The sequence below is a fragment of the Streptomyces sp. NBC_01635 genome, from assembly GCF_045209715.1.
GTDB classification, from domain to species: domain Bacteria; phylum Actinomycetota; class Actinomycetes; order Streptomycetales; family Streptomycetaceae; genus Streptomyces; species Streptomyces hirsutus.
In genome coordinates this window covers 3,451,549-3,474,877 of the sequence record NZ_CP109277.1, presented here as the reverse complement: position 1 = coordinate 3,474,877, position 23,329 = coordinate 3,451,549, and the positions used below count along the sequence as shown (strand labels likewise).

Here is a 23,329-nt window from a genome sequence, read left to right as displayed (position 1 = left end):
GGTGCCGGCAGCCGGGTCGGCCGCCTTCTCGGTGCCGGCGTCGGGGACGGGAGGGGTGCTGGGCTGGGTGCTGTCAGTGGACAAGGCGTCGCTCCAGGGCTCGGAGGGCAAGGGAGGCCAGGTAGGAGATGACGATGAAGGCGAGGCCGATCACCGTCAGGGGCTCGGTGAACTGGAAGTGCTGCTGGGAGAACAGGCGGGCCTCACCGAGCATCTCCAGCACGGTGATCGCCATCAGCAGGGGCGTGTCCTTCAGCATCGAGATGACGTAGTTGCCGAGCGCGGGGACCACCCTGCGCACGGCCTGCGGCAGGATCACCGCGGTCCACGTCCGGCGCAGCGGCAGGTTCAGTGCCGTCGCCGCCTCCCACTGGCCCACCGGCACGGCCTCGATGCCCGCGCGGTAGACCTGCATCGTGTACGTCGAGTAGTGCAGACCGATGGCGACGACACCCGTGGTCAGCGCCGAGAAGGTCACTCCCCACTCGGGCAGCACGTAGAACAGGAAGAACAGCTGCACCAGCAGCGGGGTGTTGCGGATGAACTCCGTCACCCCGCCGACCGGCCAGGTCACCCAGCGGGACGGCACCCGCATCAGCAGGGCCCACACCAGACCGAGGACGAACGAGATCAGTGAGCCGAGGACCAGGATCTGCAGGGTGACCAGCAGACCGTCCCAGAAGTACGGCATGAACTCGGAGACGGCGCTCCAGTCCCACTTCATCAGGCACCTCCCCCGCCGACACCGGTCGTCTCGGCCCGCTTCAGTTCCAGATCCGGTTCGGGCACGGGCTTCTTTCCGACGCCGGCCTTCAGCTTCTTCTCCAGACCGCGCATGATCCGGGTGAGCAGGAAGGCGATCACGAAGTAGATGATCAGGATGTACGTGTAGATCTCGGCGCTCTCCTGGAGCGCCAGGCGCACCAGGTTGCCGCTGAACGCCAGATCGCCCATGCCCATGATCGACACCAGGGCGGTGCCCTTGAGCAGCTCGACGAGCAGGTTGGAGAACGGCGGGATCATCTCCGGCACCGCCTGCGGCAGCAGGATCAGCCGCATCCGCTGCGCGGGCGTGAAGCTGAGCGCGATACCGCCCTCGCGCTGGGCCGGGTCGACGGCGGCCAGCGCGCCGCGCACGATCTCCGCGCCGTAGGCGCCGTAGGTCAGGCCGAGCGCCAGCGTGCCCGCCCACAGCGGCACCAGCTGCCAGCCGAAGGCCGGGGGCAGCACGAAGAACACCCAGAAGATCATCACCAGTGCCGAGGTGCCGCGGAACACCTCGGTGTAGAGGCCCGCGAGGAAGCGGACGAACTTCAGCCGGTGGGTGCGCGCGATGCCGACCACGAAGGCGACCGCGGTCGCGAGCAGCGCGCTGAGCACCAGCAGCTGGATCGTGACCCAGACGCCCTTGAGTACGAGGTCCCAGAGTCCTGAGGTCATCCGCCGCACAGCTCCTTCGCGGTCAGATCCGTCATCTCGTCCTCGGTGAAACCGAACGGCCGCAGGATCCGCAGCAGCTCGCCGCTCTCCTTAAGCTTCGCCAGCTCCTCGTTGAAGGCGTCGCGCAGATTCGTCTCGGTGGGGCGGAACGCGAAGCCGCCGCCGTCGGTGTGCGGCTCACCGCCGACGATCGGCCGGAACGGCTCCGTGACCTCCGCCTTGGCGGACTTCTTCACCACCTCGCGGGTGGTGAGCGCCGTACCGGCGAAGACGTCGACCCGCCCGGCCTCCACCGCGTTCAGTCCGGCGACCTGGTCGGGGACGATCAGGATGTCGCCCTCCGGATATCCGGCCTCGACCGCGTACGCGATCTCCGCGTACCCGGTGCCGGTGGCGAACTTCGCCTTCTTCTCGACGACGTCCTTGTAGGTGTGCAGCCCCTTCGGGTTGCCCTTGCGCACGATGAAGGAATCGAGCATCTGGTAATCGGGGTCGGAGAATATGACCTGTTCGCACCGCTCGGGATTGATGTACATCCCGGCGGCCACGACGTCGAACTGCTGCGAATTCAGACCCGGGATCAGCGAACCGAACTCGGTGGGCACGGGCTGCACCCGGTCCACACCGAGCCGTTTGAAGACGACCTTCGCGAGTTCCGGTGCCTCACCGGTCAGCTTGCCGTTCTTGTCGATGTACCCGAAGGGGATCTCGCCGGCGATGCCCAGGCGGACCACACCCGCCGCCTTGAGCCGTTCGAGCTGGTCGCCACCGCCTGTGCTCGCCTCGGTGGGTACGCGCGAACAGCCCGCCGCGCCCGCCGCGCCCAGCGCGCCGAGCGCCGCGGCCCCCGCGAGCAGCGACCGGCGTGAGGGCCCGACGGGCGTGGACGTTTCCCCGCGTCGTCTCAGTGGTTTTCCCAGTGGTGGAGCCATGGCGGCGCGGCTACCCGAATCGATGCCGAGTATTCCCGCCAGTTTCGGCCCCGTTCGGCGGTCGGGCGGTCTTGACCGGTGCGGGACGATGGGCTTCATGATGGACCGATATGTCGAGGTCTCGCTGGTCAAACGCGGAATCACCTGTACGGCCCGGTTGCTCGACGACCGCGCGCCGGTCACCTGCGCGGCCGTCTGGGATTCCCTGCCCCTGTCCGGCGACGTCTACCATGCCAAATACGCCCGCAACGAGATCTATGCCCTTTTCCCGCCCTTCGCGGAATCCGAGCCACCGCTGGAGAATCCGACGGTCACCCCCCTTCCGGGAGATCTCTGCTATTTCTCCTTCGCGGGCGCGGAACTGGGCACCAAGGCCTACGGCTACGACCGCGAGGTCGGTCCCGGCGCCACGGTCGTGGACCTGGCCCTGTTCTACGAGCGCAACAACCTGCTGCTGAACGGCGACGTGGGCTGGGTGCCCGGCATCGTCTGGGGCCAGGTCGTCGAGGGCCTGGCGGAGATGGCCGACGGGTGCAACGACCTGTGGCGCACGGGCGCGGCGGGGGAGAGCCTCAGCTTCCGGCGGGCGTGAGCCCGGGCGCCCCGGGCACTTGTGCCGCCCCGGACGCGTACAGCGCGTGGGCCGCCCGCAGCACCAGCGCGTCGGCGTGGCGGGCGGCCACGAGCTGGACGCCGATCGGCAGTCCGGCCGCGTCGGTGCCGACGGGGACGGTCGCCGCGGGCTGCTGGGTCAGGTTGAACGGGTAAGTGAACGGGGTCCAGCCCGTCCACCGCCGGTGGCCGGCCCCCTTCGGCACCTCCGCGCCCGCCTCGAACGCGGTACGCGGCACGGTCGGGGTGACCAGCAGGTCGTAGGTGTCGTGGAAGCGGCCCATGCGCCGGCCCAGATCCATCCGGACGTCGACCGCCGCCAGGTAGTCCAGCGCCGACCGGCGCGCCCCGGTGGCGCAGATCTCCCGCAGTCCGGGGTCCAGCAGCCCCCGTTGCTCACGGGTGAGGTGCTGCACCACCCGCGCCGCCCCGGAGAACCACAGGGTGTGGAAGGCGTCCGCCGGGTCCGAGAAGTCCGGGTCGGTCTCCTCCACGTACGCGCCGAGCGCGGCCAGCCGCTCCACCGCCCGCCGTACCGCCGCCGCGACCTTTGGCGCCACCGCCACCTGTCCGCCCAGCGACGGCGAGTACGCCACCCGCAGCCCCCGCACCCCGCCGTCCAGCCCCTCCCTGAACGAGCCGGGCGCCGGAGCCAGCGCCGACCAGTCGCGGGAATCCGGCCCGGAGATCACATCCATCAGCAGCGCCGCGTCCGCCGCGTCCCGCGTCATCGGGCCGACGTGCGCCAGCGTGCCGAACGCGCTCGCCGGATACAGCGGCACCCTCCCGTACGTCGGCTTCAACGCGAAGATTCCGCAGAACGCCGCCGGAATGCGGACGCTGCCCCCGCCGTCCGTCCCCAGCGCCAGCGGTCCCGCGCCCAGCGCCACGGCCGCCGCCGCGCCCCCGCTGGAGCCGCCCGCGGTGCGCGCCGGGTCGTACGGGTTGCGGGTGATGCCGCTGAGCGGGGAGTCCGTCACGCCCTTCCAGCCGAACTCGGGGGTCGTCGTCTTGCCCAGGAAGACGGCGCCGTGCTCCCGCAGCCGCGCCACCGACGGCGCGTCCTCGTCCCAGGAGCCCGCCGGGTCGACGGCGCGCGAGCCGCGCAGGGTCGGGGCGCCGCGCAGCAGCAGGATGTCCTTCACCGTGACCGGCACGCCGTCGAGCAGCCCGTGCGGCTCGCCGCGCCGCCACCGCTCCTCGGACGCGGCGGCCTGTGCCAGCGCCTGCTCGGGGAAGAGCCGGACGAACGCGTTCACCTCCGGCTGGATCTCCCGGGCCCGCTCCAGCGCCGCGCGGGTCACCGCCACGGGGCCGAACGCGCCGGTGCGGTAGCCGTCGAGGAGCTGCACGGCGGTGAGGGACGTGAGGGCGGTGCGGTCGGTGCCTTGGGTCATCCACGCTCCCGGGAGGTGAGGGGGCCGGGCGGGTCAGGGATCTCGGGTGGCCCGGCGGGCGCCGGGCGGGTCAGTGTCCGGGTACATACCCACGCTGCTTGTCGACCACGTTCACCAGAGGCTTGCCGGCGGCCCAGAGCTCGTACAACTCCACGAACTGGGCGCCGAGTTCGTCCCGCCACCCCAGGGTGTCCCCGCTCATGTGCGGGGACACGACCAGTCCCGGCACGTCCCACAGCGGGCTGTCGGCGGTGAGCGGCTCGGAGTCGAAGACGTCCAGGGCGGCGCCCGCGATCCGGCGCTGTTCCAGCGCCTCGGCGAGCGCGTCCTCGACGACCAGCGGTCCGCGGCCGATGTTGACGAAGTGGGCGGACGGCTGCATCAGCCCGAACCGGCGGGCGTCGAACATGCCCCGGGTCCGCTCGGTGAGCGGCGCGGCGGCGACCACCCAGTCGGCGCGGGCGATCAGCCGGTCCAGGTCCTCGGGTCCGTGCACGGCCGCGGCGCCGTCCGACCCGGCGCGCGCGGTCCGGCCGACCAGCGCGGTGGTGACGCCGAGCGCCTCGAGCGTGCCGGCGACCGCCCGCCCGATCGGCCCCGACCCGACGACGCAGGCACGGGTCCCGGCGACCCTGCGCGACTCGCGGTGGAGCCAGGTCCGCTCCCGCTGGAGCGCCAGCGTCCGCGGCAGGTCCTTCGCCATCGCCAGCACGAGCGCGGCGACGTACTCGGCGATCGGCCGGTCGAAGACACCGCGCGCGTTGGTGACCACCGTGTCGGAGACGGCGAGTTCCGGACACATCAGATGGTCCACGCCCGCGCTCGCCGTGTGCACCCAGCTCGGCCTGGGGCCCCCGCCCGGCCAGGCGGCGCGCACCGCGTGCGAGGTGAAGTCCCAGACCAGCAGCACGTCGGCGGACGGAAGCCGCTCGGCGAGCGTCGAGGCGTCCGCGTGCTCGACGCGGACCCTGCCGGTCAGCCGGCCCAGCCGGGGCGGCGGATCGGCGTCCAGGACGAGGAGCGTGGGGAGGGTCATGGAAAGGGTCCCGGGGGTGGTCGAAGGGCCGGTCGCGGGCCTGTTGAGGAGCCGGCCGGCGAGCCGGTCGAGGGCGTCGTCCGGGGAGAGGGCGGGGCCGCCTTTCCCCCGGACGACCGGAAGTCTGAGATGTGCGGATTGACCACGCTGGCACCCCGAACCTACCGTCGTCAACACGGGCGTTTCCACGAACCGTTGCGTGCTCGTCTCTCACCGTGAGGCCGGTGCTGACATGGACGTCTCCTTTCTCGGCGGACCGGGCCCGCAGCGCGGGGTCGGCGTGGTCGCCCCCTTCGACTTCGCGCTGGACCGCGAGCTGTGGCGGTGGACGCCCGACGACGTGTCCCTGCACGTCACCCGAACGCCTTACGTACCGGTCGAGGTGAGCCTGGACCTCGCCCGCGTGATCAGCGAGCACGAGACCCTCCGGGACGCCGTGAGCACCCTCACCGAGGTCACCCCCGAGGTCGTCGCGTACGCCTGTACGTCGGGCAGCTTCGTCGGCGGGGTCATGGGTGAGCACGCCATGTGCGAGGCGATGAGCAGGGCCGGTTCGGTCCCCGCGGTCACCACCTCGGGCGCGCTGCTGGAGGCGTTGGTGGAGCTGGACGTACGGCGGCTGGCGCTGGTGACGCCCTACACCGTGTCGGTGACCCGGGTGCTGGAGGAGTACGTGGCGCAGGCCGGGGTCACGGTCACCGGCTGCGCGTACATGAGCCTGACCCGGCAGATCTGGAAGGTCACCTACCGCGAGGTGGTCGACATGGCCCGGCGGGCGGCGGTGCGCGGCCGGCTCGGCGCGGCGGACGCGTTGTTCCTGTCCTGCACCAACCTGCCGACCTACGACGTGATCCCCCAGCTGGAGGCGGAACTGCGCATACCGGTGATCTCGGCCAACCAGGTGACCATGTGGGCGGCGTTGCGCCGACTGGGTACCCGGGCGGTGGGACCGTATCAGGCGCTGATCGACACGTCGGCGCGCAGCGGCACCGGCACCGTTATCGGTACCGGCACCGGCACCGGGAGCGCACTGCCGGCCGCCGGGCCGGTGGTGCCGACCGGCTCCGTACTGCCGGAAGGGCAGGAGCCGCCGGACGTGCGGGGCGTGCACGGTGTGTCGGACGCGCAGGGTGTGCCGGGCGCGCAGGGCGTGTCCGGCGTGCCGGACGAGAAGCAGCAGGAAGGCTGGACATGACCGCACTGGGATTCCTCTACCCCGGACACTCCGCCGAGGACGACTATCCGCGCATCGAGCAACTGCTGGGCAGCGACGTACGGGTGGACCTGGTGCACACCGAGATCGGTGAGGACGCGCACCGGGCCGACGCCCTGCTCGAGATGGGCGCGGCCGACCGGCTCGCGGCCGGCCTCCAGGAACTGCGGCTCACCGGCGCCGACGCCGTGGTGTGGGCCTGCACCAGCGGCAGCTTCGTCCGCGGCTGGGAGGGCGCCCAGGAGCAGGTGCGCGCCCTCGCCCGTACGGCGGGCATGCCCGCCTCCTCCACCTCCTTCGCCTTCGTGCACGCGGCGCGGGAGATCAGGGCCCGGCGGGTCGCCGTGGGCGCGACCTACCCGGACGACGTGGCCGCGCTCTTCGTGGAGTTCCTGGCGGCCGACGGGGTGGAGGTGACCGGAGTGACCAGTGCCGGGATCGTCACGGCGGCGGAGGTCGGCACCTGGGGCGAGGCCGAGCTGTTCGCCCTCGCCCGCGCGGCCGACCGTCCGGATGCCCAGGCCCTCCTCCTCCCCGACACGGCCCTGCACACGGCCGCCCACCTCCCGGCGCTCGAGAAGGAGCTCGGCAAACCGGTCCTCACCGCCAACCAGGTCACCGTCTGGGAGGGGCTGCGCCTGGCCGACCGCCGGGTGAACGCGCCGAGCCTGGGCGCCCTGTTCACGCGGGAGCCGCTCGTGCAGGCTTAGAGCCCCGAACGCCATGGGCGCCCGGCTCGCGGCGTCCGGCACGCACTCCCCCGAGCTCTGCGAGCAGGGGGGACCCCCAGCCGCGTCGCCCAAAGGCCCTGGCAGCTCCTCCCCCACTCTCGGCTCCGCTCAAGCGGGGGGACCCCCATCGAGGACCTTCCGGCGCCTTGCGATCGCACGCCCCCCCAAGCTCTCGGCTCCGCTCGAGCAGGGGGGACCCCCATGACGCCGCGAGCCGATCGGGCTCCCCTTGTGTTCGGGGCTCTCAGCGGCCTGCGGAGCCGCACGGAGCCGCACGGAGCCGCACGGAGGTCCTCGGGGGTCCTGCCAGGGAATAAGCGGGTGGGGCCTCCTGTTTCCGATGACGGCGAACGTCACCCGAAACAGGAGGCACCTCACCGTGGCCGCAGACGACACCGCAGGCGCCGAGGACCGAGGAGCCGACGAGATCCGGGGCGTGACGCACGGCTCGGCGCCCGTTCCGCTGTCCGTGCTGGACCTGGTCACGGTCGGTGCCGGTCAGACCGCCTCCGACGCGCTGCGCACCAGTGTCGACCTCGCCCGGCTCGCCGAGGCGCGCGGTTTCCACCGCCACTGGGTCGCCGAGCACCACTCCATGCCGGGTGTGGCGTCCTCGTCCCCGGCCGTGATCCTGGCCCACCTCGCCGCGTACACCGAGCGCATCCGGCTCGGTTCGGGCGGGGTGATGCTGCCCAACCACGCCCCGCTCGTCATCGCCGAGCAGTTCGGCACGCTGGAGGCCATGGCCCCCGGCCGGATCGACCTCGGCCTCGGCCGCGCCCCCGGCACCGACGGCGCCACCGCCGCCGCGCTGCGCCGCACCGAACGGCTGAACGAGGGCGCCGACGACTTCCCCCAGCAGCTCGCCGAGCTGATCCGCTTCCTGGACGACGACTTTCCCGAAGGTCACCATTACCGCCGGATCCACGCCGTCCCCGGCCCGGTCCAGGCGACCTCGCCGGGCGGGGTGCAGTCGCCGCACCGGCCGCCGGTCTGGCTGCTCGGTTCCTCCGGGTTCAGCGCCCGGCTGGCCGGCATGCTCGGTCTGCCCTTCGCCTTCGCCCACCACTTCTCGGCGCAGAACACGATCCCCGCGCTGGACCTCTACCGCGAGTCGTTCAGCCCGAGCGACGTCCTCGACGAGCCCTACGCCCTGATCGGCGTCTCCGCGCTCGCGAGCGAGGACGGTGCGGAGGCCCGGCGCCAGGTCCTGGCCGCCGCGCTCAACATGGTCCGGCTGCGCACCGGCCGCCCCGGCCTGGTTCCCACGCCCGAGGAGGCCGAGGCGCACCCGTTCTCGCCGGTGGAGCGGGACTTCGTCGACTCGTGGAACGCCAACGTCGTGCACGGCACCCCGGACGAGGTCCGCGCCGGTCTGGACAACCTGCAGAAGCGCACCGGCGCCGACGAGCTGATGATCACGGCCAACGCGCACAGCGGTGACATACGCCTGCGGTCCTACGAACTCATCGCAGACGCCTACGGGTTGCCGACGACGTCCGCCTGAACCCCGGGGGTGCCCAGCAGTTCGGAGATGCGGTCCGGCGGCACCGGACGGGAGTACAGCCAGCCCTGACCGGTGTCGCACCCGATCCGGCGCAGCCGGGTGGCCTGCGCCGAGGTCTCCACGCACTCCGCGGTGACCGTCAGCCCCAGCCGGTGGGCGAGCTGCACCATCGCCTCGACGATGGCCTCGTCCGCCGGGCTGGGCGCCGCGGCCCGGTCCTCGTACTGGAAGCCGCGGACGAAGGCGCCGTCCAGTTTCAGCACCGACACCGGGAGCCGGCTGAGGTAGGCCAGGTTCGAGTAGCCGGTGCCGAAGTCGTCGATGGCGATGCGCACGCCCATGTCGCTGAGCGCGGTCAGCGCCTGGAGCGGCCGGCCGGAGGAGCCCATCACCGCGGACTCGGTCAGCTCCAGCTGGAGCAGCTCCGGCGCCAGGCCCGTCTCCTTCAGGGTCTCGGCGACGTCCGCCACCAGGTCGGAGTCCCAGACCTGGCGGACCGCCACGTTCACGCTGACGAAGATCGGCGGCTCCCCGGGGTGCTCGACCTGCCAGCTGCGGGCCTGCCGGCAGGCGGTGCGCAGCACCCAGCGGCCGAGCTTGACGATCGAGCCGTCCTCCTCCGCGATGGAGATGAACCGATTCGGCGTCAGCGTGCCGAACTGCGGGTGGTTCCAGCGGACCAGGGCCTCCACCCCGTGCACCCGGTCGTCCTCCATGCCGACCAGCGGCTGGTACTCCAGCGCGAACTCGCCCCGTTCGACGGCGGGGCGGAGCGCGGAGGCGAGGGCCTGGCGGGTCATGCGGTGCGCGTTGCGCTCCGGGTCGAACAGCGTCCAGCGGGACTTGCCGTCGGCCTTCGCCCAGTAGAGGGTCGTGTCGGCGGCCTGCATCAGCGCGGTGGGCGTGGTCCCGGCCGCGTGCCGTTCGACCACGCCGATGGACGCCGACACCGACAGCCGCCGGCCGGCCACGTCGAAGGGGTCCTGGATCGCGGCGAGCACCGACTCGGCGAGGTCGGCGAGCTGTTCGGTGCCCGTGGAGTCCTCCACCAGCAGCGCGAACTCGTCGCCGCCGAGCCGGGCCACCAGCGGGGTGCCGGTCCTGGCCCGGCCCGCCTCCTCGGCGCACAGCAGCAGCCGTTCGGCGACGGCGGCCAGCAGCCGGTCGCCGACGCGGTGGCCCAGGGCGTCGTTGATGGCCTTGAAGCCGTCGAGGTCCAGGGAGCAGAGCCCGATCCGGCCGGTGCCGCTCTGCTGGTACGACTCGGCCTCCAGGGCGGCCGTCAGCCGTTCGAAGAACAGGGTGCGGTTGGGCAGCCGGGTCACCGGGTCGTGCATCTGCAAGTGCCTGAGCCGGGCCTGGAGTTCATGGCGGGCGCTGACGTCGGTGACCGAGAGCAGCACGCCGTGCGAATCGTGTCCGCCGTGCGGGTCGTGCCCGTCGTGCGGGTCGTGTGCGTCGTACTCGCCGTGGGCGGCACCGTCGTCGGGGGGGAGCGGGGCGACCGACACCTGCGCCCACAGGGAGTGCCCCTCGGGGTGCTTGAGCCGGCGCGTGCAGCGCAGCCGGCCCTGCCGGCCGCTCAGCAGGTCGCGGTAGGCGTGCCAGGCGCGGGCGTCGGAGGAGAGGTCCACCAGGTCGGCGGCGACCGCGCCGACCAGGGTGTCCGGGGCGCGGCCCAGCAGGTCGGCGAGCGTGCCGTTGGCGCTGATCACCCTGCCGTCACGGCCGACCACGGCCATGCCGAGCGGAGCGGCCGCGAAGACCGAGCGGTACGACGGGGGCGGAGGGAGGTCGGCACGCCCGGTACAGGGCGGGGCAGTGATCTCACTCTCCGTGATGGTCGGCCGGTTGGGATCTGCTGCGGGCGTCGGCCCTTGGGACGTTCCGCTCACCGCTCGCTCCCGCCGTGCACTCGATCGCCGTCCGTGCCGGAAAGCCTCAGGAATGTCTCAGGAAAGTGTGCCGATCATAGAGGTCTCCCTGAAGCCCTTCCAGTCACTGTCCAGTGTCCAGGACGGTCCCGCATCTCTGCCAGATCGTTTCTGCTCGGAGGTGGGCGGCTTCTTCAGGCCTCCGACCAGTTGTGACGTTCCGTGAGTGGTTCGGGGTGTCACTCGTGAACGAACTGGGCGGTCCCTCACCCGTCCGGTGTAGATAAACAGTGCGTATTACTGCAAATCGCCACAGTCTGGGTGCGGTGTCCCGTGAACCGCTTCCCGGAGGTCTCCGTGCCGCGTCAGTTCCCCTTGAGAGAACTCGGCCGTGAGGTCCTGAGGGGGTTGGGCCGTCCGGGGGTGGCGGGGTGGCTGAGGGCGGGGCTCCCGACGCCGGACCGGCCGGGGCCCGGCGGCCCGCTGTCGCGCCCCCGGTTGCGCGGCGCCACGGCCGTGTGCACCACCATGTCGGCGCTCGCGGCGACCTCCATGGTGAGCGCCCCCTCCGAGGCCGAGCCGTTCTCCGCGGTGCCGTGCGCCCTGACCCGCACCGACGCGCACCACTCGGAGGGCCTGGACACCTGGAACGCCGCCTACCCCCGCCCGGCCGGCCGGCTGAACGCGGTCATGGTGTTCCTGTCCTTCCCGGACTCGCACCCGCTGACCACCCCCGAGGAGCTGGCCGCCGACCACTTCCCCGCCACCAGCGACTTCTTCCACCGGACCTCCTACGGCAGGTTCTCCCTGCACCCGCACGCCCTGCGCGACTGGATCCGGATGCCGCACCCGTCCACCGCGTACGCCATACAGCGCGACTGGACCACGCGGCACCGGTCGGCCTATCTGCGCGACGCGCTCGCCGCGGCCGACCCGCGGGTCGACTTCTCGCGGTACGACGTCGTGTACTTCGTCGCCGACCCGGACGCGCCCGGTGTGGACTCCGACGCCACGAAGGTCGTCAACCTGGACACCCCGCTGCGGGCGGACGGCACCGACATCCGCCGGGTCGTCACCGTGTTCGAGGAGCACCCCCCGGACCGGCTGGTCCTCGCCCACGAGACGGGCCATGTCTTCGACCTCCCCGACCTCTACCACCGGCCCGTGGACGGCAAGGGCGACTGGGACACCCATGTCGGCGACTGGGACCTGATGGGCAGTCAGTTCGCGCTCGCACCCGACCTGTTCGGCTGGCACAAGTGGAAGCTGGGCTGGCTGGACTCCCGGCAGGTGCGGTGCGTGCGGGGCGCGGAGCCGGTACGGCTGACGCTGGAACCGCTGGGAGCGGGACCCGGGGTGCCGGTGACGGGGGCCGCCGGGACGCCCTCCTTCGGGCTGGGCCGGGGAATCAAGCTCGCGGTGGTGCGCACCGGCCCGGACAGCGTGCTCGCCTTCGAGGCGCGGGACCCCGTCGGCGACGACGTGGGCGCCTGCCGGGCGGGGGTGCTGGTCTACCGGGTGAGTGTCACCACCCGGTCCGGGGGCGGCCCGGTCCAGGTGATCGACGCCCACCCGCACACGGGGGCCTGCTGGGGGAACTCGGTGTACCCGCCGCTCGCGGACGCCCCGGTCGCCCTCGGTGAGACCTTCACGGTGCCGGAGGAGGGCGTGCGGGTGGTGGTGGAGGGACGTACGGCCTCGGGCGCCTGGACGGTGCAGATCGGCGTCGGCCGGGACGAGGGCGGGGGAGACGCGTAAAAGGCCCCTTGCCGAGGCAAGAGGCCTTTCCGTGTCGTGCGCCGCCAGGGACTCGAACCCCGGACCCGCTGATTAAGAGTCAGCTGCTCTAACCAACTGAGCTAGCGGCGCCTGCTGACGTCGTAGACATTAGCACCCTGATCGGCGGGAGGAAAAATCGATATCCGCACGGCCGCGCGGGCCGCCCGTACGGCCGCCCAGAGCAGCACCTCCGGACCCGGCAGCCAGGGGTGACGCGTGTCCGGGGCGACCAGCCAGCGGGAGCCGGAGCGGTCCGCGCGGGCGCGGGGAGCCGGCGCCGGAACGGTCACCGCGTCTCCGGTGCCGTGGCACAGCAGCGGCGGAACCGCGCCCGTACGGCCGGCTTCCCCGGTGTCCCTGCCGCGGGCGCCCCACTCCTCCCAGTCCAGCAGCGCGGGCAGCCGCTGGGCGGTGCCGGGCGCCGCGAACAGCAGGATCCGGCCGCGGAACCCGGCCACCGGGCCCGAGCCCGGTCCTTCGTCCCACATCCGGTCCAGCATCCGGCGCCCGAAGGTGGAGGGCGCGCTCACCACGTCGAAGACGGAGCCGCAGGGCAGCACGACCGGCGCGTCCGGCCGCTCCTCCCAGAGGGAGAGCGCGCTGCGCGGATACGTTCCTGCGGAGGCGAGCCAGGCGGCGCCGGCCGGGGTGACCCCGGTGGCATCGGTGGGGCGGTCGGCATCGGGGGCATTGCGTGTACTGCTCATGCCGCCTGTCTACCGGCGGTGAGGGAACGGTTTCCCAGGGTTGCGGGAATCGGGGACGCGGGGGAGGGGCGGGAGGTATCGTGCCCACCTGGCATATGCCACACCTGTTCGACCGGGTGGCTCCGGGCCGGTAGGAGTGGGTGGCCGTACGGGAGGCAGGGCGCCTCGCACCGGCTCTACGTGGTCCCGGCGTCGTCCCCGCGCAAGAGGTCCCGGCCGAACTCGACCATCTTCTTCGCGTAGTCCTCGGTCCACTCGGCCCGCTCGGAGATGTCGGCGGTCGTCAGCCGGTCGAAGTGCCGGGGGTCGGCCAGCTGGGCCGCCGCCATCGCCTGGAACTCCATCGCCCGGTCCGCCGCCGCACGGAACGCGAGCGTCAGTTCCGTCGCCCGCTCCAGCAGCGCGTGCGGGTCGTCGATCGACTCCAGGTCGAAGAAGTGCTCCGGATCGGCGGCCGCCGCCGTGGGCTCGAACAGCAGGGGCGCGGGGCGTAGCCGCGGTTCGTCCCGACGCGGCGTGGGCTCCGCCATGTCTTCTCCTTCGTCCTTGCTCGTGCGTGCGCTTCGGCCCACTGGGGGAGCGGGCCGCCTTCCATTCTCCCGCGTCCCGCAAGAGGGCCTCGGGGCCGGTGGTGTCGGGGCTGCCGGGCGACCCGGCGCCGGGCGGGATGGGCCAGGACCGCGTGGTCGGCCTCCCGGCCGTCCGGGGCGGTGTGCGGCGGCGGCCTCCGGCGGTGTGCGGCGGCGGCCTCCGGCGGTGTCCCGGGCTCCGTCCGGCGTGCCGGGCGGGGCGTGCCGGTCGTCCGCCGGGCAGGTGCCGGAACAGGGGGTCTCAGGGCTGCCAGGTGATCCGGTGCCGGGCGAGGTGGGCCAGGACCGCGTGGTTGGCCTCCCAGCCGTCCGGGAACTTCACGAGGGTGCCCAGCTGGACCGGTTCCGTCGACGGGTACGCGTCCAGCAGCTCGCCGACGCCCGCCCGGCACACCACGATGCAGGCGTGCCGGTGCCGGGAGGCCAGCACGCACAGCCGGCCCGTCTCCAGGTGGAAGGCGGTGGCGTCGGGGCGGCCGGACAGCGGGTGCAGCACCACCGTGACGTCGAACTCCCGCCCCTGGAGCCGGTTCGCCGTGTCGACGGTGACGTCCGCCGCCCCCAGCCCGGCCAGCGCCGCCCGTACCGCCGCCGCCTGGTCGCGGTGCGCGGTGCCGACGGCGATCCGGTCGGCGGTGAGCGGCACCGCGTCCTCGGACCGCTCCGAGACCGACGCGCCCTCCCGGTCCAGCAGCCGGCGGACCACCAGCGCCACCGCCCGCACCGCCTCCGGGTCGGTGCGGGGGGTGTGCCGGGCGGGCAGCTCCAGCAGGCCCCAGCCGGACTCGGCGGCCTCGTCGATCACCCGGTCGGGCCCCGAACCGTCCGACGGGACCCCGAGCGCGAGCCGCCGGTCGCCGTGCCCGGTGCCGCTGCGGAACGGCGTGTACGGGTAGAACGCACCCGACACCAGGGGCGCCGCCGAGGCGGGCAGCCGCCACGACACCGGCAGGCGGTGCTGCGGCAGCTCGGGATTGTGCGCGAGCAAGGTGGTCACGGCGGACGCGGACGGGTCGTACGACAGCCCCGCCCACTGCTCGCCGCCCACGATCGAGAACGGGTCAAGCTGCCCCGGATCCCCCACGAACAGCGCCCGCTCGAACAGCCCGGCCACGGCCAGCAGCGCGTCCGAACGCATCTGGTACGCCTCGTCCACGATCGCGTGCGCCCACGGTTCGACGCCCTTGACGTGCGCCCACTTGGCGGCCGTCGAGACGACCACGTCGAGCCCGGCGAGGTCGGCCGCCTTCGCCGACTTGCGGACGTTGTCCAGTGCGTCGAGCGCCTTGTCGTACGGGTCGGTGTCGCTGCTGTGCAGCCGGCCGACCGGCAGGGCGGGGTTCTTCTCGGCGAGCCGCAGCACCAGGTCGTCGACCTGGGCGTTGGTCTGTGCCACCACCATCAACGGGCGGCCCGCGTCGGCCAGTTCCAGCGCCGCGCGGACCACGAGGGTGGACTTGCCGGCGCCGGGCGGGGAATCGACGACCACCCCGCGGGCGGTGCCGTGCAGGGTGTCGCGCAGGATCGCGTCGGTGGCGCGGGTGGCGGCCGCGCCGGGGTCGAAGACGGCCTCGGCGGTTTCGGGGGCCCTTGCGGCCTCGGTGGTCACAGCACGTCCTCCTCGGTCACCGGGTCCGCGGGCTCCTGCGCGGCGGCCTCCGCGCCGGGCGGGCCGCCGTGCGTCCACGGCGTCTCCTCCGGGTCGGGCAGTTTCGCCCCGCCGCGCGGTTCGTGCTCGAACAGCGTGAAGCAGAGGCGGTCGCCCTTCTCCGGTACCGAGCCCGCCTCCGGCTCCTTGCCGCGGCCCATCTTGTCCATGATCCGCAGGACGAGCAGCCCGCCGGCGGCCGGCCCTTCCCCGGACAGCACCTCCCCGGACAGCCCCGCCCCGGCCGGTCCCTCTTCGGCGCCGTCCCTCCCGTGCCCGTCGGTCTCGTCCTCGTCCTCGTACCCGACAAACTCGGCCGCCTGCGGTTTCCCGCCGAGCGAGCGGTACACCCGGGTCCGCGCGCCCAGGTGCGGGCGGTCGTCCGTGCGGACGGTGACCAGCGGGCGGGGGCTCGGCCGCTTGCTCTCGCTGTACGCCATGACGACGTCGGTGACCTCGCCCGCGAAGGCCTCCCCGGACAGCCGACGGCCCGCCATCACCAGCGGGTCGTCCAAGGCCTCCTGCGCTTCGAGCCGGGCCTGCTCCCGCTCGCGCGTGGCGAGCTTGTTGGCCGCGGTCACCGCGTCGTCGCGGCGCGGCTGCGGCGGCTCTCCGGCCAGCACCCGGTCCCGGTGGCCGGTGAACGACCAGCGGTCGCGCGTCCACCGCTCCTCGACCCGCGCGCCCTCGGGCAGTGCGCGCAGCAGGTCCAGGCCCCGCCACACCGCGTCCCAGGTGGGCCGCGTACGGCTCTCCACCAGCTTGCGGATCTCCTGCTCGGCCGCTGTCAGCGCGCCGAGCCGCTCGTCGGCCTCCAGGCCGTCCTGGGCGGCGGCGAGCGCCGTACGGGCGCGGTCGTACCGTTCGATCGCCGGGGCGAGCAGTTTGTTGTCGAACGCCGGGTCGGTCGCCGGGCCCGCGGGCGGGCACCGCAACTGCCCGCCGGCGTCCCGCGCCAGCTCCGCCTCCCGCGCGGCCTCGGCGCCCGAGCGGCCCGGGGGCGGGTCGATCCACGCGAGCAGCGCCCCCAGGTGCTGGTCCTCCAGGGAGGACTGCCCGGTCGCCCAGTGCCGGCTCAGCAGATCGGTCATGGCGGGCAGCAGCGACGACCCGGGCACCCGGGCCCGCTCCCCGAAGTGCGTCAGCCACCGCCCGAGCAACGGCACCCGGGGCGGCGCCGGGAAGGGCGCCTCCGGGTCCTGCTCCGCCGTGCGCCGGAACCGGGTGGAACGGCCGAGGAGCCGTACCAGGTCGACACCGGCCCGGCTCGGCACGATCAGCTGCGGCGCGTCCGCGCACAGTTCGACCTCGACCTTGACCCGCTTGCCGGTCTCCGGTTCGGTCTCGCTGCGCTCCGCGGCCTCCACGGCCTCGGCGCAGCCGTCGATGTAGGGCAGGACCACGTCGGCCAGTTCGGCCAGGAACGCGAACCTGAGGTCGCGGTCGCGCGGCTGCGGTACGGCCAGCAGCCGGGGCGCGTCCCGGTCGGTGCCCACCAGCGCGCCCAGCGGGGCGCCCGCCTCTCCGGCGGTGGTCAGCGGCACGAACACCAGGGGCCGCTCGGACAGATGCCGGTGCCGGACGGTGGCGGCGGGCCGGGCGCGGCCGGTGCTGACGGCCTCGAGACGGGCGAGGGTGGTGATCAGAGACAAGGGGCCACCTCCGCGGGGGCGGTTCCCGCCACGCCGGCGAGGGCCTGCGGGCCGGTGGGCGCTTCCGCTCCGGCGAGTGCCTCCGCGCGCAGCGCCGCCGCCCTGCGCAGGGCTGCGACCGTCGGATCACCGGGGTCGCCGAGCTCTCCGCGGGCCGCCGCCAGGACGTCCTCGACCGTCGTCAGGCCGCCCAGTTCGGCACGGACCGGGCGGCCCAGGGTGGTCACCGCGTCCTGTGCGCGGGAACGGTCCCGGCAGTGGAAGGCCAGCTCGCACGCGGACAGGCACTCCGGCGCGTAGCTCGCCGGGACGGACTCCACGGACGCCGTCAGCCGCTCGCGGGGCAGTTCGGGGGCGAAGCAGGTGCCTTCGGGGAGTGCGTCCGCGATGTGCTCGATGCGGGTGAGCCGGGCCAGCTGACGGGCGGTCACCGCACGCTGCTTGCGCACGTCCACGGCGGACGCGGTCGGCAGGTTGGAGAAGTCCTTGGGGCACACCAGCAGGATCCGGTGCCGCACGCGGGGGGCCTCACCGGGGGCGTCCGGGGCGGCGGCGAGACGGGCGGCGACCTGCTCCAGCGCGAGGACGTACACCGCCGCCTGCCGGGCCGCCGCGCCGACCTTCGCCGGATCGGCGGAGCCGTCCAGCAGGGGGAAGGACTTGATCTCCACGACCGTCCACCTGCCGTCCGGGTGCACCACCACCGCGTCCGGCTCCAGGAAGGCCGGGGAGCCGGCGACGTCCAGCGCGAGCAGCGGATGGTCGAGCAGTGTCCACTCGCCCGGCGCCAGGACGGCCTCGCCCAGCGCCAGTTCCGTACGCGCCGCACGCCCCGCGTGGCCCGCCGCGGACAGGTCGGGCACGCGGGCGGCGGTGGGCGGTTCGGCCGAGCGGTCCAGCTTCTCGTGGACCAGCCGCAGCAGTTCCGTACCGCCGTCGGCCTTGACCTTGGCCTCGAACGCGTTGCCCCGGACGAACGCGAACTGGGACTGGCCGAAGACCGACGGGGAGCCCAACGCGCCCGCGAGCGTGGCCTTGTCCACCCCCGCGCCGTCGAGGATCGCGCGCCGCTCGCAACCCGGGTTGGCGGCCAGGGCGGCCAGGGCGCGCGCGTCCAGCGCCTTGGCCCGTACCTCCGGACCGCGCAGTTCAGCGAGCCGGTGCCGCAGCTGTCTCGGCGTCTTCCCCCCGGGCCGGAGGGGAGTCGCCCGGTCCGGTTCCGGAGGCGAGCCGTGGCTCGAGCTGTTGCTGCCGCTGCCCTGGAAATTGCTCACCCGCGGAAGTCTGGCATCCGTCACTGACAATCGGGGAACCCGAGGCGGAAGAGGTCACCGGGGCCGGTGCGAAGCGCGGCGGCACGAGGGCCTTCACCCGGTCCGTGGTCCGCAGCACGACCGGCGTGAGCAGCAGTCCGGCGCCCATCACGGCGGCCCCCGCGACCGCGTCGAGGAAGTAGTGGTTGGCGGTGCCCATCACCACGACGACCGTCACCAGCGGATAGATCACACCGGCGATCCTCGCCAGGCGCGTACCGCCGTGCCGCCACAGGATCACGCCGCACCACAGGGCCCAGCCCACGTGCAGACTCGGCATCGCCGCGTACTGGTTGGTCAGACCGCCCAACCCCCTGGGGGCGCTGGCCTCGCCGGCCCACCAGCCGTACGAGCTGTACTGGGCCATGGTGTCGACGAAGCCGTGGCTCGCGTCGAGCAGCCGGGGCGGGCAGGTGGGCAGCAGCGTGAAGCCGATCAGCCCGATGAACGTCGACGTCATCAGCCAGGTGCGGGCGGCGCGGAAGCGCACCGCGCGGGAGCGGAACAGCCAGACCAGGAGCGCGGGCGTCACCAGGTAGTGCAGCGACGCGTACCAGAAGTCGGCCGGTATCCCCAGCCACGGCTCGCGCGTGAAGAGACGGTTCAGCGGGTGCTCGGCGTTGAGGTACAGCGCCTGCTCGATGCGCAGGATCGCCAGACCGTGGTTCACGGCGTCGGTGACGTCGCCCCGGACGAGCAGCCGCCCCGCCGAGTAGCAGGCGTACACGAGGAGGATCAGCGGCAGCTCGGTCCACCAGCGCAGCCGGGTCGCCGGGGTCCCTTCGGTACCCGGTGTCTCGGTGTGCGGCATCCGATCGCCCTCCCCCTCGTTCCTGTACGGCGCCTCCATGGCGGTCGGCCACTCTACGGCGTGGACGCGCCTGCGCGGAGGCGCCTCGGCCCTGATAGACGCTGGGATCGTCCCCCGGGTTGCCCGTATCCAGGGTGCGCGATGATGGAGGGGTTCCACCTGTGATTTCTCCGGAAGGTCTCCCATGGCACCGCGCATGCTGCTGGCCCGGCACGGACAGACCGCGTGGTCGCTGTCCGGCAAGCACACCGGCAGGACCGACGTACCGCTCCTGGACGAGGGCCGGCAGGGCGCCAAGCTGCTCGGCGAGCGCCTGCACCGGCCGCCGTACGACGGGCTGCCGGGCGTCGAGGTGCGCACCAGCCCGCTCTCCCGCGCGCGGGAGACCTGCGAACTCGCCGGGTTCGGCGAGCGCGCGCAGCCCTGGGACACCCTCATGGAGTGGCACTACGGCGCCTACGAGGGCCTGACCCCCGAGGAGATACGGGCGGACCGCCCCGGCTGGCTGATCTGGCGGGACGGTGTCCCCGAGGGGGAGACCCTCGCCGAGGTGACGGCCCGCGCGGACGAGGTGGTGGCCTGGGCGCGCTCCGCCGACCGTGACGTCCTGGTCTTCGCCCACGGGCACATCCTGCGCTCCCTCGGCGCCCGCTGGCTGGGGCTGCCGCTCGACTTCGCGGCCCGTATCCGCCTCAACCCGACCTCCCTGTCGGTCCTGGGCTGGGCGTACGGGGAACCGGCCGTCGAGAGCTGGAACGACCTGGGGCACCTGGCGGGCTGAACGCCCCGGAGCCGCCGTCCCCGCCGGCCGCCCGCGCGGGGGCCGCTCACAGCGCGCGGGGGAGCGAGGCGTGGCGGTCCAGGAAGGCCGAGACGCCGGCGGCGCGGCGGTGCGGGAGCAGGACGCGGGCCGTGCCCGCCAGTATCGTCCGGACCCGGGACGACTGGACCTCCGGCAGCAGGTCCAGTACCCGCATCCCCGCCGCGGCCGCCTCGTCGGGGTGTCCGCCGCGCGCCAGGTCGTCCGCCAGCTCCGCCGTGTACAAAGCGATGTTGCGGGTGAAGTGCGGGTCCTGGAGCTCCGCCGCCCGCCGTGCGTGCCGGGCCGCCCGCGGCCAGTCGCCCAGGGTGGACCAGCACTGGGCTTCCAGGCCCTCCAGTTCGGCTTCCCCGTAGAAGGTCATCCACTCGGGGTCGGCCGGCGCGGCGCCGCGGTCGAAGTAGGCCTGCGCGCGGGCCAGCGCCCGCTCGCAGCCCGGCCGGTCGGCGAGCCCCGCCCAGCCGCCCGCCTCGCGCAGCGCCAGCAGCGACATCAGCCGGGGCGAGCCGAGCGGGTGCGCGGCCCGCTGCGCGGCCTGCGCCGCCCGCACCGCCTCCCGCGGCCGGCCCGCGTCGCGGGCGAGGAACGCCGTGTTGCAGAAGGCGTGCGCCTCGAGCCCCGGGTCCCCCGTGACCCGCGCGGTCGCCAGCGCCTCCGCGTAGTGCGAGCGGGCGTCGTCGAAGCGGCCCGAGTCGTGCGCCAGCCAGCCCACGGAGATGGCCAGTTCACCGGCGCCCGTGTACAGCCGGTCCGCCGTCCGCTGCCGGGTCGCGCCGGCGTCGAGCAGGGCGTAGGCGGCGCGCAGCGGTGCGGAGGCCCGCCGGTAGAGGCCGTCGGCCCCGTGCCGGTCGTCGAGCAGCCGGATGCGGCGGACCGCTTCTTCCAGGGCTCCGGCGTCGCTCGCACCGGGACGGCGCACGGCGCGCTGTGCCGCCGAGGCGTCCGGGGCGAGCGCGAGCGGGCCCAGTGAGGCGGCGGCCACCGTGGCGCCCCCGCCGGTCATGAATGCGCGACGCAGCACGTCGCTCTCCTCGTAGTCGTGGTGCGTGTCGTACGGGTTCTGCGTGTCGGACGGCTCGGGGGCTCCGCCGCTCTCACTCGTGACGAGCGCCGGGACCCCGACGGGCGCCGGGGGAGTGCCCCCGTCGTCCCGCGTCCGGCGTCCGCGGACCGACGAGCGGGGCGCGAAGCCCAGGTCGGTCAGCGTGCGGCCGGGGAACATGTGCAGGAACACCCGTTCATAGGCGTAGTTGGGGCAGCGGATCTCGCCCGCTTCCACCCGGTGCACGTACCGCGCGTCACAGCTGACCCGCTCACCGATCTCGCGGGCGGCCCGGCGGACCGACGCGGCGAACTCGGCCGGCGAGCGCGGTCCGCGCAGGTGCCGGAAGGCGAGATTCGGCCGCGGGGGCCGGTCGGGCTGTGACGAGGGCACCGTTGACGACGCCATGGCCGGGTCCTCTCTGCGAACCGTCGAACCATGCCGGACCTCAGGGCGGTTCCTTGCGGTTCGTCATGGTGCGTCCATGTGCCGCGTGGCGCCGCTCTGGTACCGGCGGGCAAGAACGTACCTGCTGTGACGGAGCAACCACGCAAAGTTTGGCAACAAACCGGATATCTCATCCGTGATCCGCCATGAACTGCCATTCTGTGCTATTGGGTTCCGCCGTAGCCGTGGACGGCCCGCCGCGTTGAACCCTGTGGACCGGGAGACGGAGAACCCGGTGGACCGGGAGCGCACTCGACTCCCGGTCCACGGTCCCCGGCCCCGTCCGGACGGGGCCGCAGGAGCGCGTGTGGTGGAGGCCGAAGATGCGAAGGCCGGAAGGTGGAGGCCGGGATGACGAACAGCCGAAGCAGTGAACCCCGAACGCCGCGGGGCGGGCCGCCGGACTGCTGCGAGGTGGTGACGGTTCCGGCCCGCCAGGGGCTGGAGGCGGTCGACATCCTCCGGCGCGGTGGGACGGGCGACGCGATGGGCCCCGTCCTGCACGACGACGCCGGGTGCACGCTCGGGTTCCTGGTGCCGCCGGGGACGGCCGCGGGGTGGGACGTGCCGGGCAGCACCTGCAGGGAGACCTACGGCCGTGGACTGCCCCTGGCCCCCGCCTTCGAGGCGTCCGCCCCCGGGCCGCCGGTGGAGGGCCCGGACTGGCTGCTGCCGCCCGAGGGCACCGGCCTCGCCACCGACCCCGCGGTCCTGCGGGAGGCGCTGGGCGAGGCGCAGCGCCTGCTCGACGTGACGGACGGCTGCCGGTGAGGGCTGCCGCGGGAGGCCGGTGAGCGGGGGCCGGTGAGGAGGGCCGGTGAGGAGGCGGCCGGTGAGCGGGAGACGGCGAGGGGGCGGCCGGGCATCGGGCGGGCGTCGGGTGACAATGGCCCCATGGGCAGGACCAGGAACTCCGGGCGCGGGCAGGCCGTCGCCGACACCGTCGTCGAGAACGTCGACGGAGGGCTCGCCCGGCTCGTCCCCGACCGGGAACGGCCGAGGGCGTGGACGCTGCTGATCGACGACGCCCCGCAGTCGCACGTCGACCTCGACGACCCGGCGCACCTCTCGTTCGAGTACCAGCGGCGGCTCGGACACGTCGTCGACACCGTCGCACCGGCCGGCCGGCCCCTGCAGGCCGTGCATCTCGGCGGCGGCGCGTTCACCCTCGCCCGGTACGTCGCCGCCACCCGGCCCCGGTCCACCCAGCAGGTCGTCGAGCGGGACGCGAAGCTGGTGCAACTGGTCCGCCGGGAGCTGCCGGTGGACCCCAGGTCACGGATCAGGGTGCGCTCGGTGGACGCCCGGGAAGGGCTCGCGAAGGTACCGGACGGATGGGCCGGCCTCGTCGTCGCCGACGTGTTCAGCGGCGCCCGCACCCCCGCCCACCTGACCTCGACCGAATTCCTGGACGACGTCCGCAGAGCCCTCGCACCCGGCGGGGTCTACGCCGCCAACCTCGCCGACGGACCGCCGCTGGCCCATCTGCGCGGCCAGATCGCCACCGCCGCCGCCCGGTTCGCCGAACTCGCACTGATCGCCGACCCGGCGGTCCTGCGGGGCAAGCGCTTCGGCAACGCCGTGCTGGTCGCCTCCGACGCACCCCTCCCGATCGCCGAACTGACCCGCCGCGCCGCCTCCGACCCGCACCCCGGCCGCGTCCAGCACGGCCCGGAACTCAGGGACTTCACCGGCGGAGCCGCCCCGGTCACCGACCTGGCGGCGGTCGCCTCACCGGCGCCACCGGCATCGGTGTTCCGCTGAACACCTCGGGTTCC

21 protein-coding genes and 1 tRNA gene are annotated in these 23,329 nt (G+C 73.6%); 8 read left to right on the top strand and 14 right to left on the bottom strand.

Annotated elements, in window-relative coordinates; translation table 11 throughout:
• Window positions 1-73: 73 nt before the first annotated feature.
• From ehuD to ehuB, 3 genes are read right to left on the bottom strand one after another with little or no spacing between them, the layout of a single operon-like run.
• Complete coding sequence (gene ehuD / locus OHB56_RS16290; RefSeq protein WP_055597822.1) at window positions 74-724, bottom strand: ectoine/hydroxyectoine ABC transporter permease subunit EhuD; 651 nt, start codon at window positions 722-724, stop codon at window positions 74-76.
• Window positions 724-1,440, bottom strand: coding sequence for an ectoine/hydroxyectoine ABC transporter permease subunit EhuC (ehuC, locus tag OHB56_RS16285; RefSeq protein WP_326752923.1), 717 nt, complete (start codon window positions 1,438-1,440; stop codon window positions 724-726). Before ehuC ends, ehuD begins: the two co-directional genes overlap by 1 nt.
• Complete coding sequence (ehuB, locus tag OHB56_RS16280; RefSeq protein ID WP_406354051.1) at window positions 1,437-2,372, bottom strand: ectoine/hydroxyectoine ABC transporter substrate-binding protein EhuB; 936 nt, start codon at window positions 2,370-2,372, stop codon at window positions 1,437-1,439. The genes ehuC and ehuB overlap by 4 nt, the downstream gene beginning before the upstream one ends.
• Window positions 2,373-2,469: 97 nt before the next feature.
• Here ehuB and OHB56_RS16275 point away from each other — a divergent pair, with 97 nt between their 5' ends.
• Complete coding sequence (locus OHB56_RS16275; RefSeq protein WP_406354049.1) at window positions 2,470-2,964, top strand: DUF3830 family protein; 495 nt, start codon at window positions 2,470-2,472, stop codon at window positions 2,962-2,964.
• Here OHB56_RS16275 and OHB56_RS16270 read toward each other — a convergent pair.
• Both OHB56_RS16270 and OHB56_RS16265 read right to left on the bottom strand, forming a co-directional pair.
• Window positions 2,945-4,381 (bottom strand): amidase, encoded by a 1,437-nt coding sequence (locus OHB56_RS16270; protein WP_406354047.1) that lies wholly within the window; start codon window positions 4,379-4,381, stop codon window positions 2,945-2,947. The genes OHB56_RS16275 and OHB56_RS16270 overlap by 20 nt on opposite strands.
• A gap of 70 nt (window positions 4,382-4,451) precedes the next feature.
• The gene (locus OHB56_RS16265) at window positions 4,452-5,417 is read right to left on the bottom strand and encodes a D-2-hydroxyacid dehydrogenase (protein ID WP_326752919.1); all 966 of its coding nucleotides are present in this window, start codon (window positions 5,415-5,417) and stop codon (window positions 4,452-4,454) included.
• 232 nt (window positions 5,418-5,649) lie between these two features.
• Here OHB56_RS16265 and OHB56_RS16260 point away from each other — a divergent pair, with 232 nt between their 5' ends.
• The 3 genes from OHB56_RS16260 (at window position 5,650) to OHB56_RS16250 (ending at window position 8,868) form a co-directional block, all read left to right on the top strand.
• Window positions 5,650-6,612 (top strand): aspartate/glutamate racemase family protein, encoded by a 963-nt coding sequence (locus OHB56_RS16260; protein WP_406354045.1) that lies wholly within the window; start codon window positions 5,650-5,652, stop codon window positions 6,610-6,612.
• On the top strand, window positions 6,609-7,340 hold the full coding sequence (locus tag OHB56_RS16255; protein WP_406354044.1) for a decarboxylase: 732 nt from the start codon (window positions 6,609-6,611) through the stop codon (window positions 7,338-7,340). Before OHB56_RS16260 ends, OHB56_RS16255 begins: the two co-directional genes overlap by 4 nt.
• Before the next feature lie 400 nt (window positions 7,341-7,740).
• Window positions 7,741-8,868 (top strand): LLM class flavin-dependent oxidoreductase, encoded by a 1,128-nt coding sequence (locus tag OHB56_RS16250; protein ID WP_326752916.1) that lies wholly within the window; start codon window positions 7,741-7,743, stop codon window positions 8,866-8,868.
• Here OHB56_RS16250 and OHB56_RS16245 read toward each other — a convergent pair.
• Window positions 8,841-10,763 (bottom strand): putative bifunctional diguanylate cyclase/phosphodiesterase, encoded by a 1,923-nt coding sequence (locus OHB56_RS16245; RefSeq protein ID WP_406354042.1) that lies wholly within the window; start codon window positions 10,761-10,763, stop codon window positions 8,841-8,843. The genes OHB56_RS16250 and OHB56_RS16245 overlap by 28 nt on opposite strands.
• A 336-nt stretch (window positions 10,764-11,099) precedes the next feature.
• On the opposite strand from OHB56_RS16245, the gene OHB56_RS16240 reads away from it, so the two are divergent.
• The gene (locus OHB56_RS16240; RefSeq protein WP_406359096.1) at window positions 11,100-12,500 is read left to right on the top strand and encodes a M6 family metalloprotease domain-containing protein; all 1,401 of its coding nucleotides are present in this window, start codon (window positions 11,100-11,102) and stop codon (window positions 12,498-12,500) included.
• Between the two features lie 37 nt (window positions 12,501-12,537).
• Here the strand turns inward: OHB56_RS16240 and OHB56_RS16235 are convergent.
• The 7 genes from OHB56_RS16235 to OHB56_RS16205 form a co-directional block, all read right to left on the bottom strand.
• Window positions 12,538-12,611, bottom strand: a tRNA-Lys gene (locus OHB56_RS16235).
• The gene (locus OHB56_RS16230; protein ID WP_406354040.1) at window positions 12,602-13,228 is read right to left on the bottom strand and encodes a bifunctional DNA primase/polymerase; all 627 of its coding nucleotides are present in this window, start codon (window positions 13,226-13,228) and stop codon (window positions 12,602-12,604) included. The genes OHB56_RS16235 and OHB56_RS16230 overlap by 10 nt, the downstream gene beginning before the upstream one ends.
• Before the next feature lie 176 nt (window positions 13,229-13,404).
• Window positions 13,405-13,758 (bottom strand): hypothetical protein, encoded by a 354-nt coding sequence (locus OHB56_RS16225; RefSeq protein WP_360043495.1) that lies wholly within the window; start codon window positions 13,756-13,758, stop codon window positions 13,405-13,407.
• Window positions 13,759-14,059: 301 nt separating this feature from the next.
• Complete coding sequence (locus OHB56_RS16220; protein ID WP_326752912.1) at window positions 14,060-15,427, bottom strand: AAA family ATPase; 1,368 nt, start codon at window positions 15,425-15,427, stop codon at window positions 14,060-14,062.
• Window positions 15,424-17,118 (bottom strand): hypothetical protein, encoded by a 1,695-nt coding sequence (locus tag OHB56_RS16215; protein ID WP_406354037.1) that lies wholly within the window; start codon window positions 17,116-17,118, stop codon window positions 15,424-15,426. Before OHB56_RS16215 ends, OHB56_RS16220 begins: the two co-directional genes overlap by 4 nt.
• Window positions 17,109-18,287, bottom strand: a complete 1,179-nt coding sequence (locus OHB56_RS16210) for a hypothetical protein (RefSeq protein ID WP_406359094.1) — start codon at window positions 18,285-18,287, stop codon at window positions 17,109-17,111. The genes OHB56_RS16215 and OHB56_RS16210 overlap by 10 nt, the downstream gene beginning before the upstream one ends.
• Entirely contained in the window at window positions 18,268-19,242 is a 975-nt protein-coding gene (locus OHB56_RS16205; protein WP_406354035.1) for a phosphatase PAP2 family protein, read from the bottom strand. Before OHB56_RS16205 ends, OHB56_RS16210 begins: the two co-directional genes overlap by 20 nt.
• A gap of 184 nt (window positions 19,243-19,426) precedes the next feature.
• On the opposite strand from OHB56_RS16205, the gene OHB56_RS16200 reads away from it, so the two are divergent.
• Window positions 19,427-20,023 (top strand): histidine phosphatase family protein, encoded by a 597-nt coding sequence (locus tag OHB56_RS16200; RefSeq protein ID WP_326752909.1) that lies wholly within the window; start codon window positions 19,427-19,429, stop codon window positions 20,021-20,023.
• 46 nt (window positions 20,024-20,069) lie between these two features.
• Here the strand turns inward: OHB56_RS16200 and OHB56_RS16195 are convergent, their stop codons facing one another.
• Window positions 20,070-21,512: a hypothetical protein gene (locus OHB56_RS16195; protein ID WP_406354034.1), complete on the bottom strand. Its 1,443-nt coding sequence runs from the start codon at window positions 21,510-21,512 to the stop codon at window positions 20,070-20,072.
• A gap of 390 nt (window positions 21,513-21,902) precedes the next feature.
• Between OHB56_RS16195 and OHB56_RS16190 the strand changes: the two genes are divergently transcribed.
• A complete protein-coding gene (locus OHB56_RS16190; protein WP_326752907.1) occupies window positions 21,903-22,322 on the top strand; it encodes a hypothetical protein in 420 nt (139 codons plus the stop codon).
• A 123-nt stretch (window positions 22,323-22,445) separates the two neighbouring features.
• Window positions 22,446-23,315, top strand: a complete 870-nt coding sequence (locus OHB56_RS16185) for a spermidine synthase (protein ID WP_406354032.1) — start codon at window positions 22,446-22,448, stop codon at window positions 23,313-23,315.
• The last annotated feature ends 14 nt before the right edge of the window (window positions 23,316-23,329 follow it).

Excerpts from the sequence above, each read along its gene's own strand:
- ehuC (WP_326752923.1), bottom strand. The coding sequence starts at position 1,440 with ATGACCTCAGGACTCTGGGACCTCGTACTCAAGGGCGTCTGGGTCACG.
- OHB56_RS16260 (WP_406354045.1), top strand. The coding sequence starts at position 5,650 with ATGGACGTCTCCTTTCTCGGCGGACCGGGCCCGCAGCGCGGGGTCGGC.
- OHB56_RS16230 (WP_406354040.1), bottom strand. The coding sequence starts at position 13,228 with ATGAGCAGTACACGCAATGCCCCCGATGCCGACCGCCCCACCGATGCC.
- OHB56_RS16265 (WP_326752919.1), bottom strand. The coding sequence starts at position 5,417 with ATGACCCTCCCCACGCTCCTCGTCCTGGACGCCGATCCGCCGCCCCGG.
- OHB56_RS16190 (WP_326752907.1), top strand. The coding sequence starts at position 21,903 with ATGACGAACAGCCGAAGCAGTGAACCCCGAACGCCGCGGGGCGGGCCG.
- OHB56_RS16275 (WP_406354049.1), top strand. The coding sequence starts at position 2,470 with ATGATGGACCGATATGTCGAGGTCTCGCTGGTCAAACGCGGAATCACC.
- OHB56_RS16255 (WP_406354044.1), top strand. The coding sequence starts at position 6,609 with ATGACCGCACTGGGATTCCTCTACCCCGGACACTCCGCCGAGGACGAC.
- ehuB (WP_406354051.1), bottom strand. The coding sequence starts at position 2,372 with ATGGCTCCACCACTGGGAAAACCACTGAGACGACGCGGGGAAACGTCC.
- OHB56_RS16185 (WP_406354032.1), top strand. The coding sequence starts at position 22,446 with ATGGGCAGGACCAGGAACTCCGGGCGCGGGCAGGCCGTCGCCGACACC.
- OHB56_RS16270 (WP_406354047.1), bottom strand. The coding sequence starts at position 4,381 with ATGACCCAAGGCACCGACCGCACCGCCCTCACGTCCCTCACCGCCGTG.
- OHB56_RS16200 (WP_326752909.1), top strand. The coding sequence starts at position 19,427 with ATGGCACCGCGCATGCTGCTGGCCCGGCACGGACAGACCGCGTGGTCG.
- OHB56_RS16225 (WP_360043495.1), bottom strand. The coding sequence starts at position 13,758 with ATGGCGGAGCCCACGCCGCGTCGGGACGAACCGCGGCTACGCCCCGCG.
- ehuD (WP_055597822.1), bottom strand. The coding sequence starts at position 724 with ATGAAGTGGGACTGGAGCGCCGTCTCCGAGTTCATGCCGTACTTCTGG.
- OHB56_RS16205 (WP_406354035.1), bottom strand. The coding sequence starts at position 19,242 with ATGCCGCACACCGAGACACCGGGTACCGAAGGGACCCCGGCGACCCGG.
- OHB56_RS16195 (WP_406354034.1), bottom strand. The coding sequence starts at position 21,512 with ATGGCGTCGTCAACGGTGCCCTCGTCACAGCCCGACCGGCCCCCGCGG.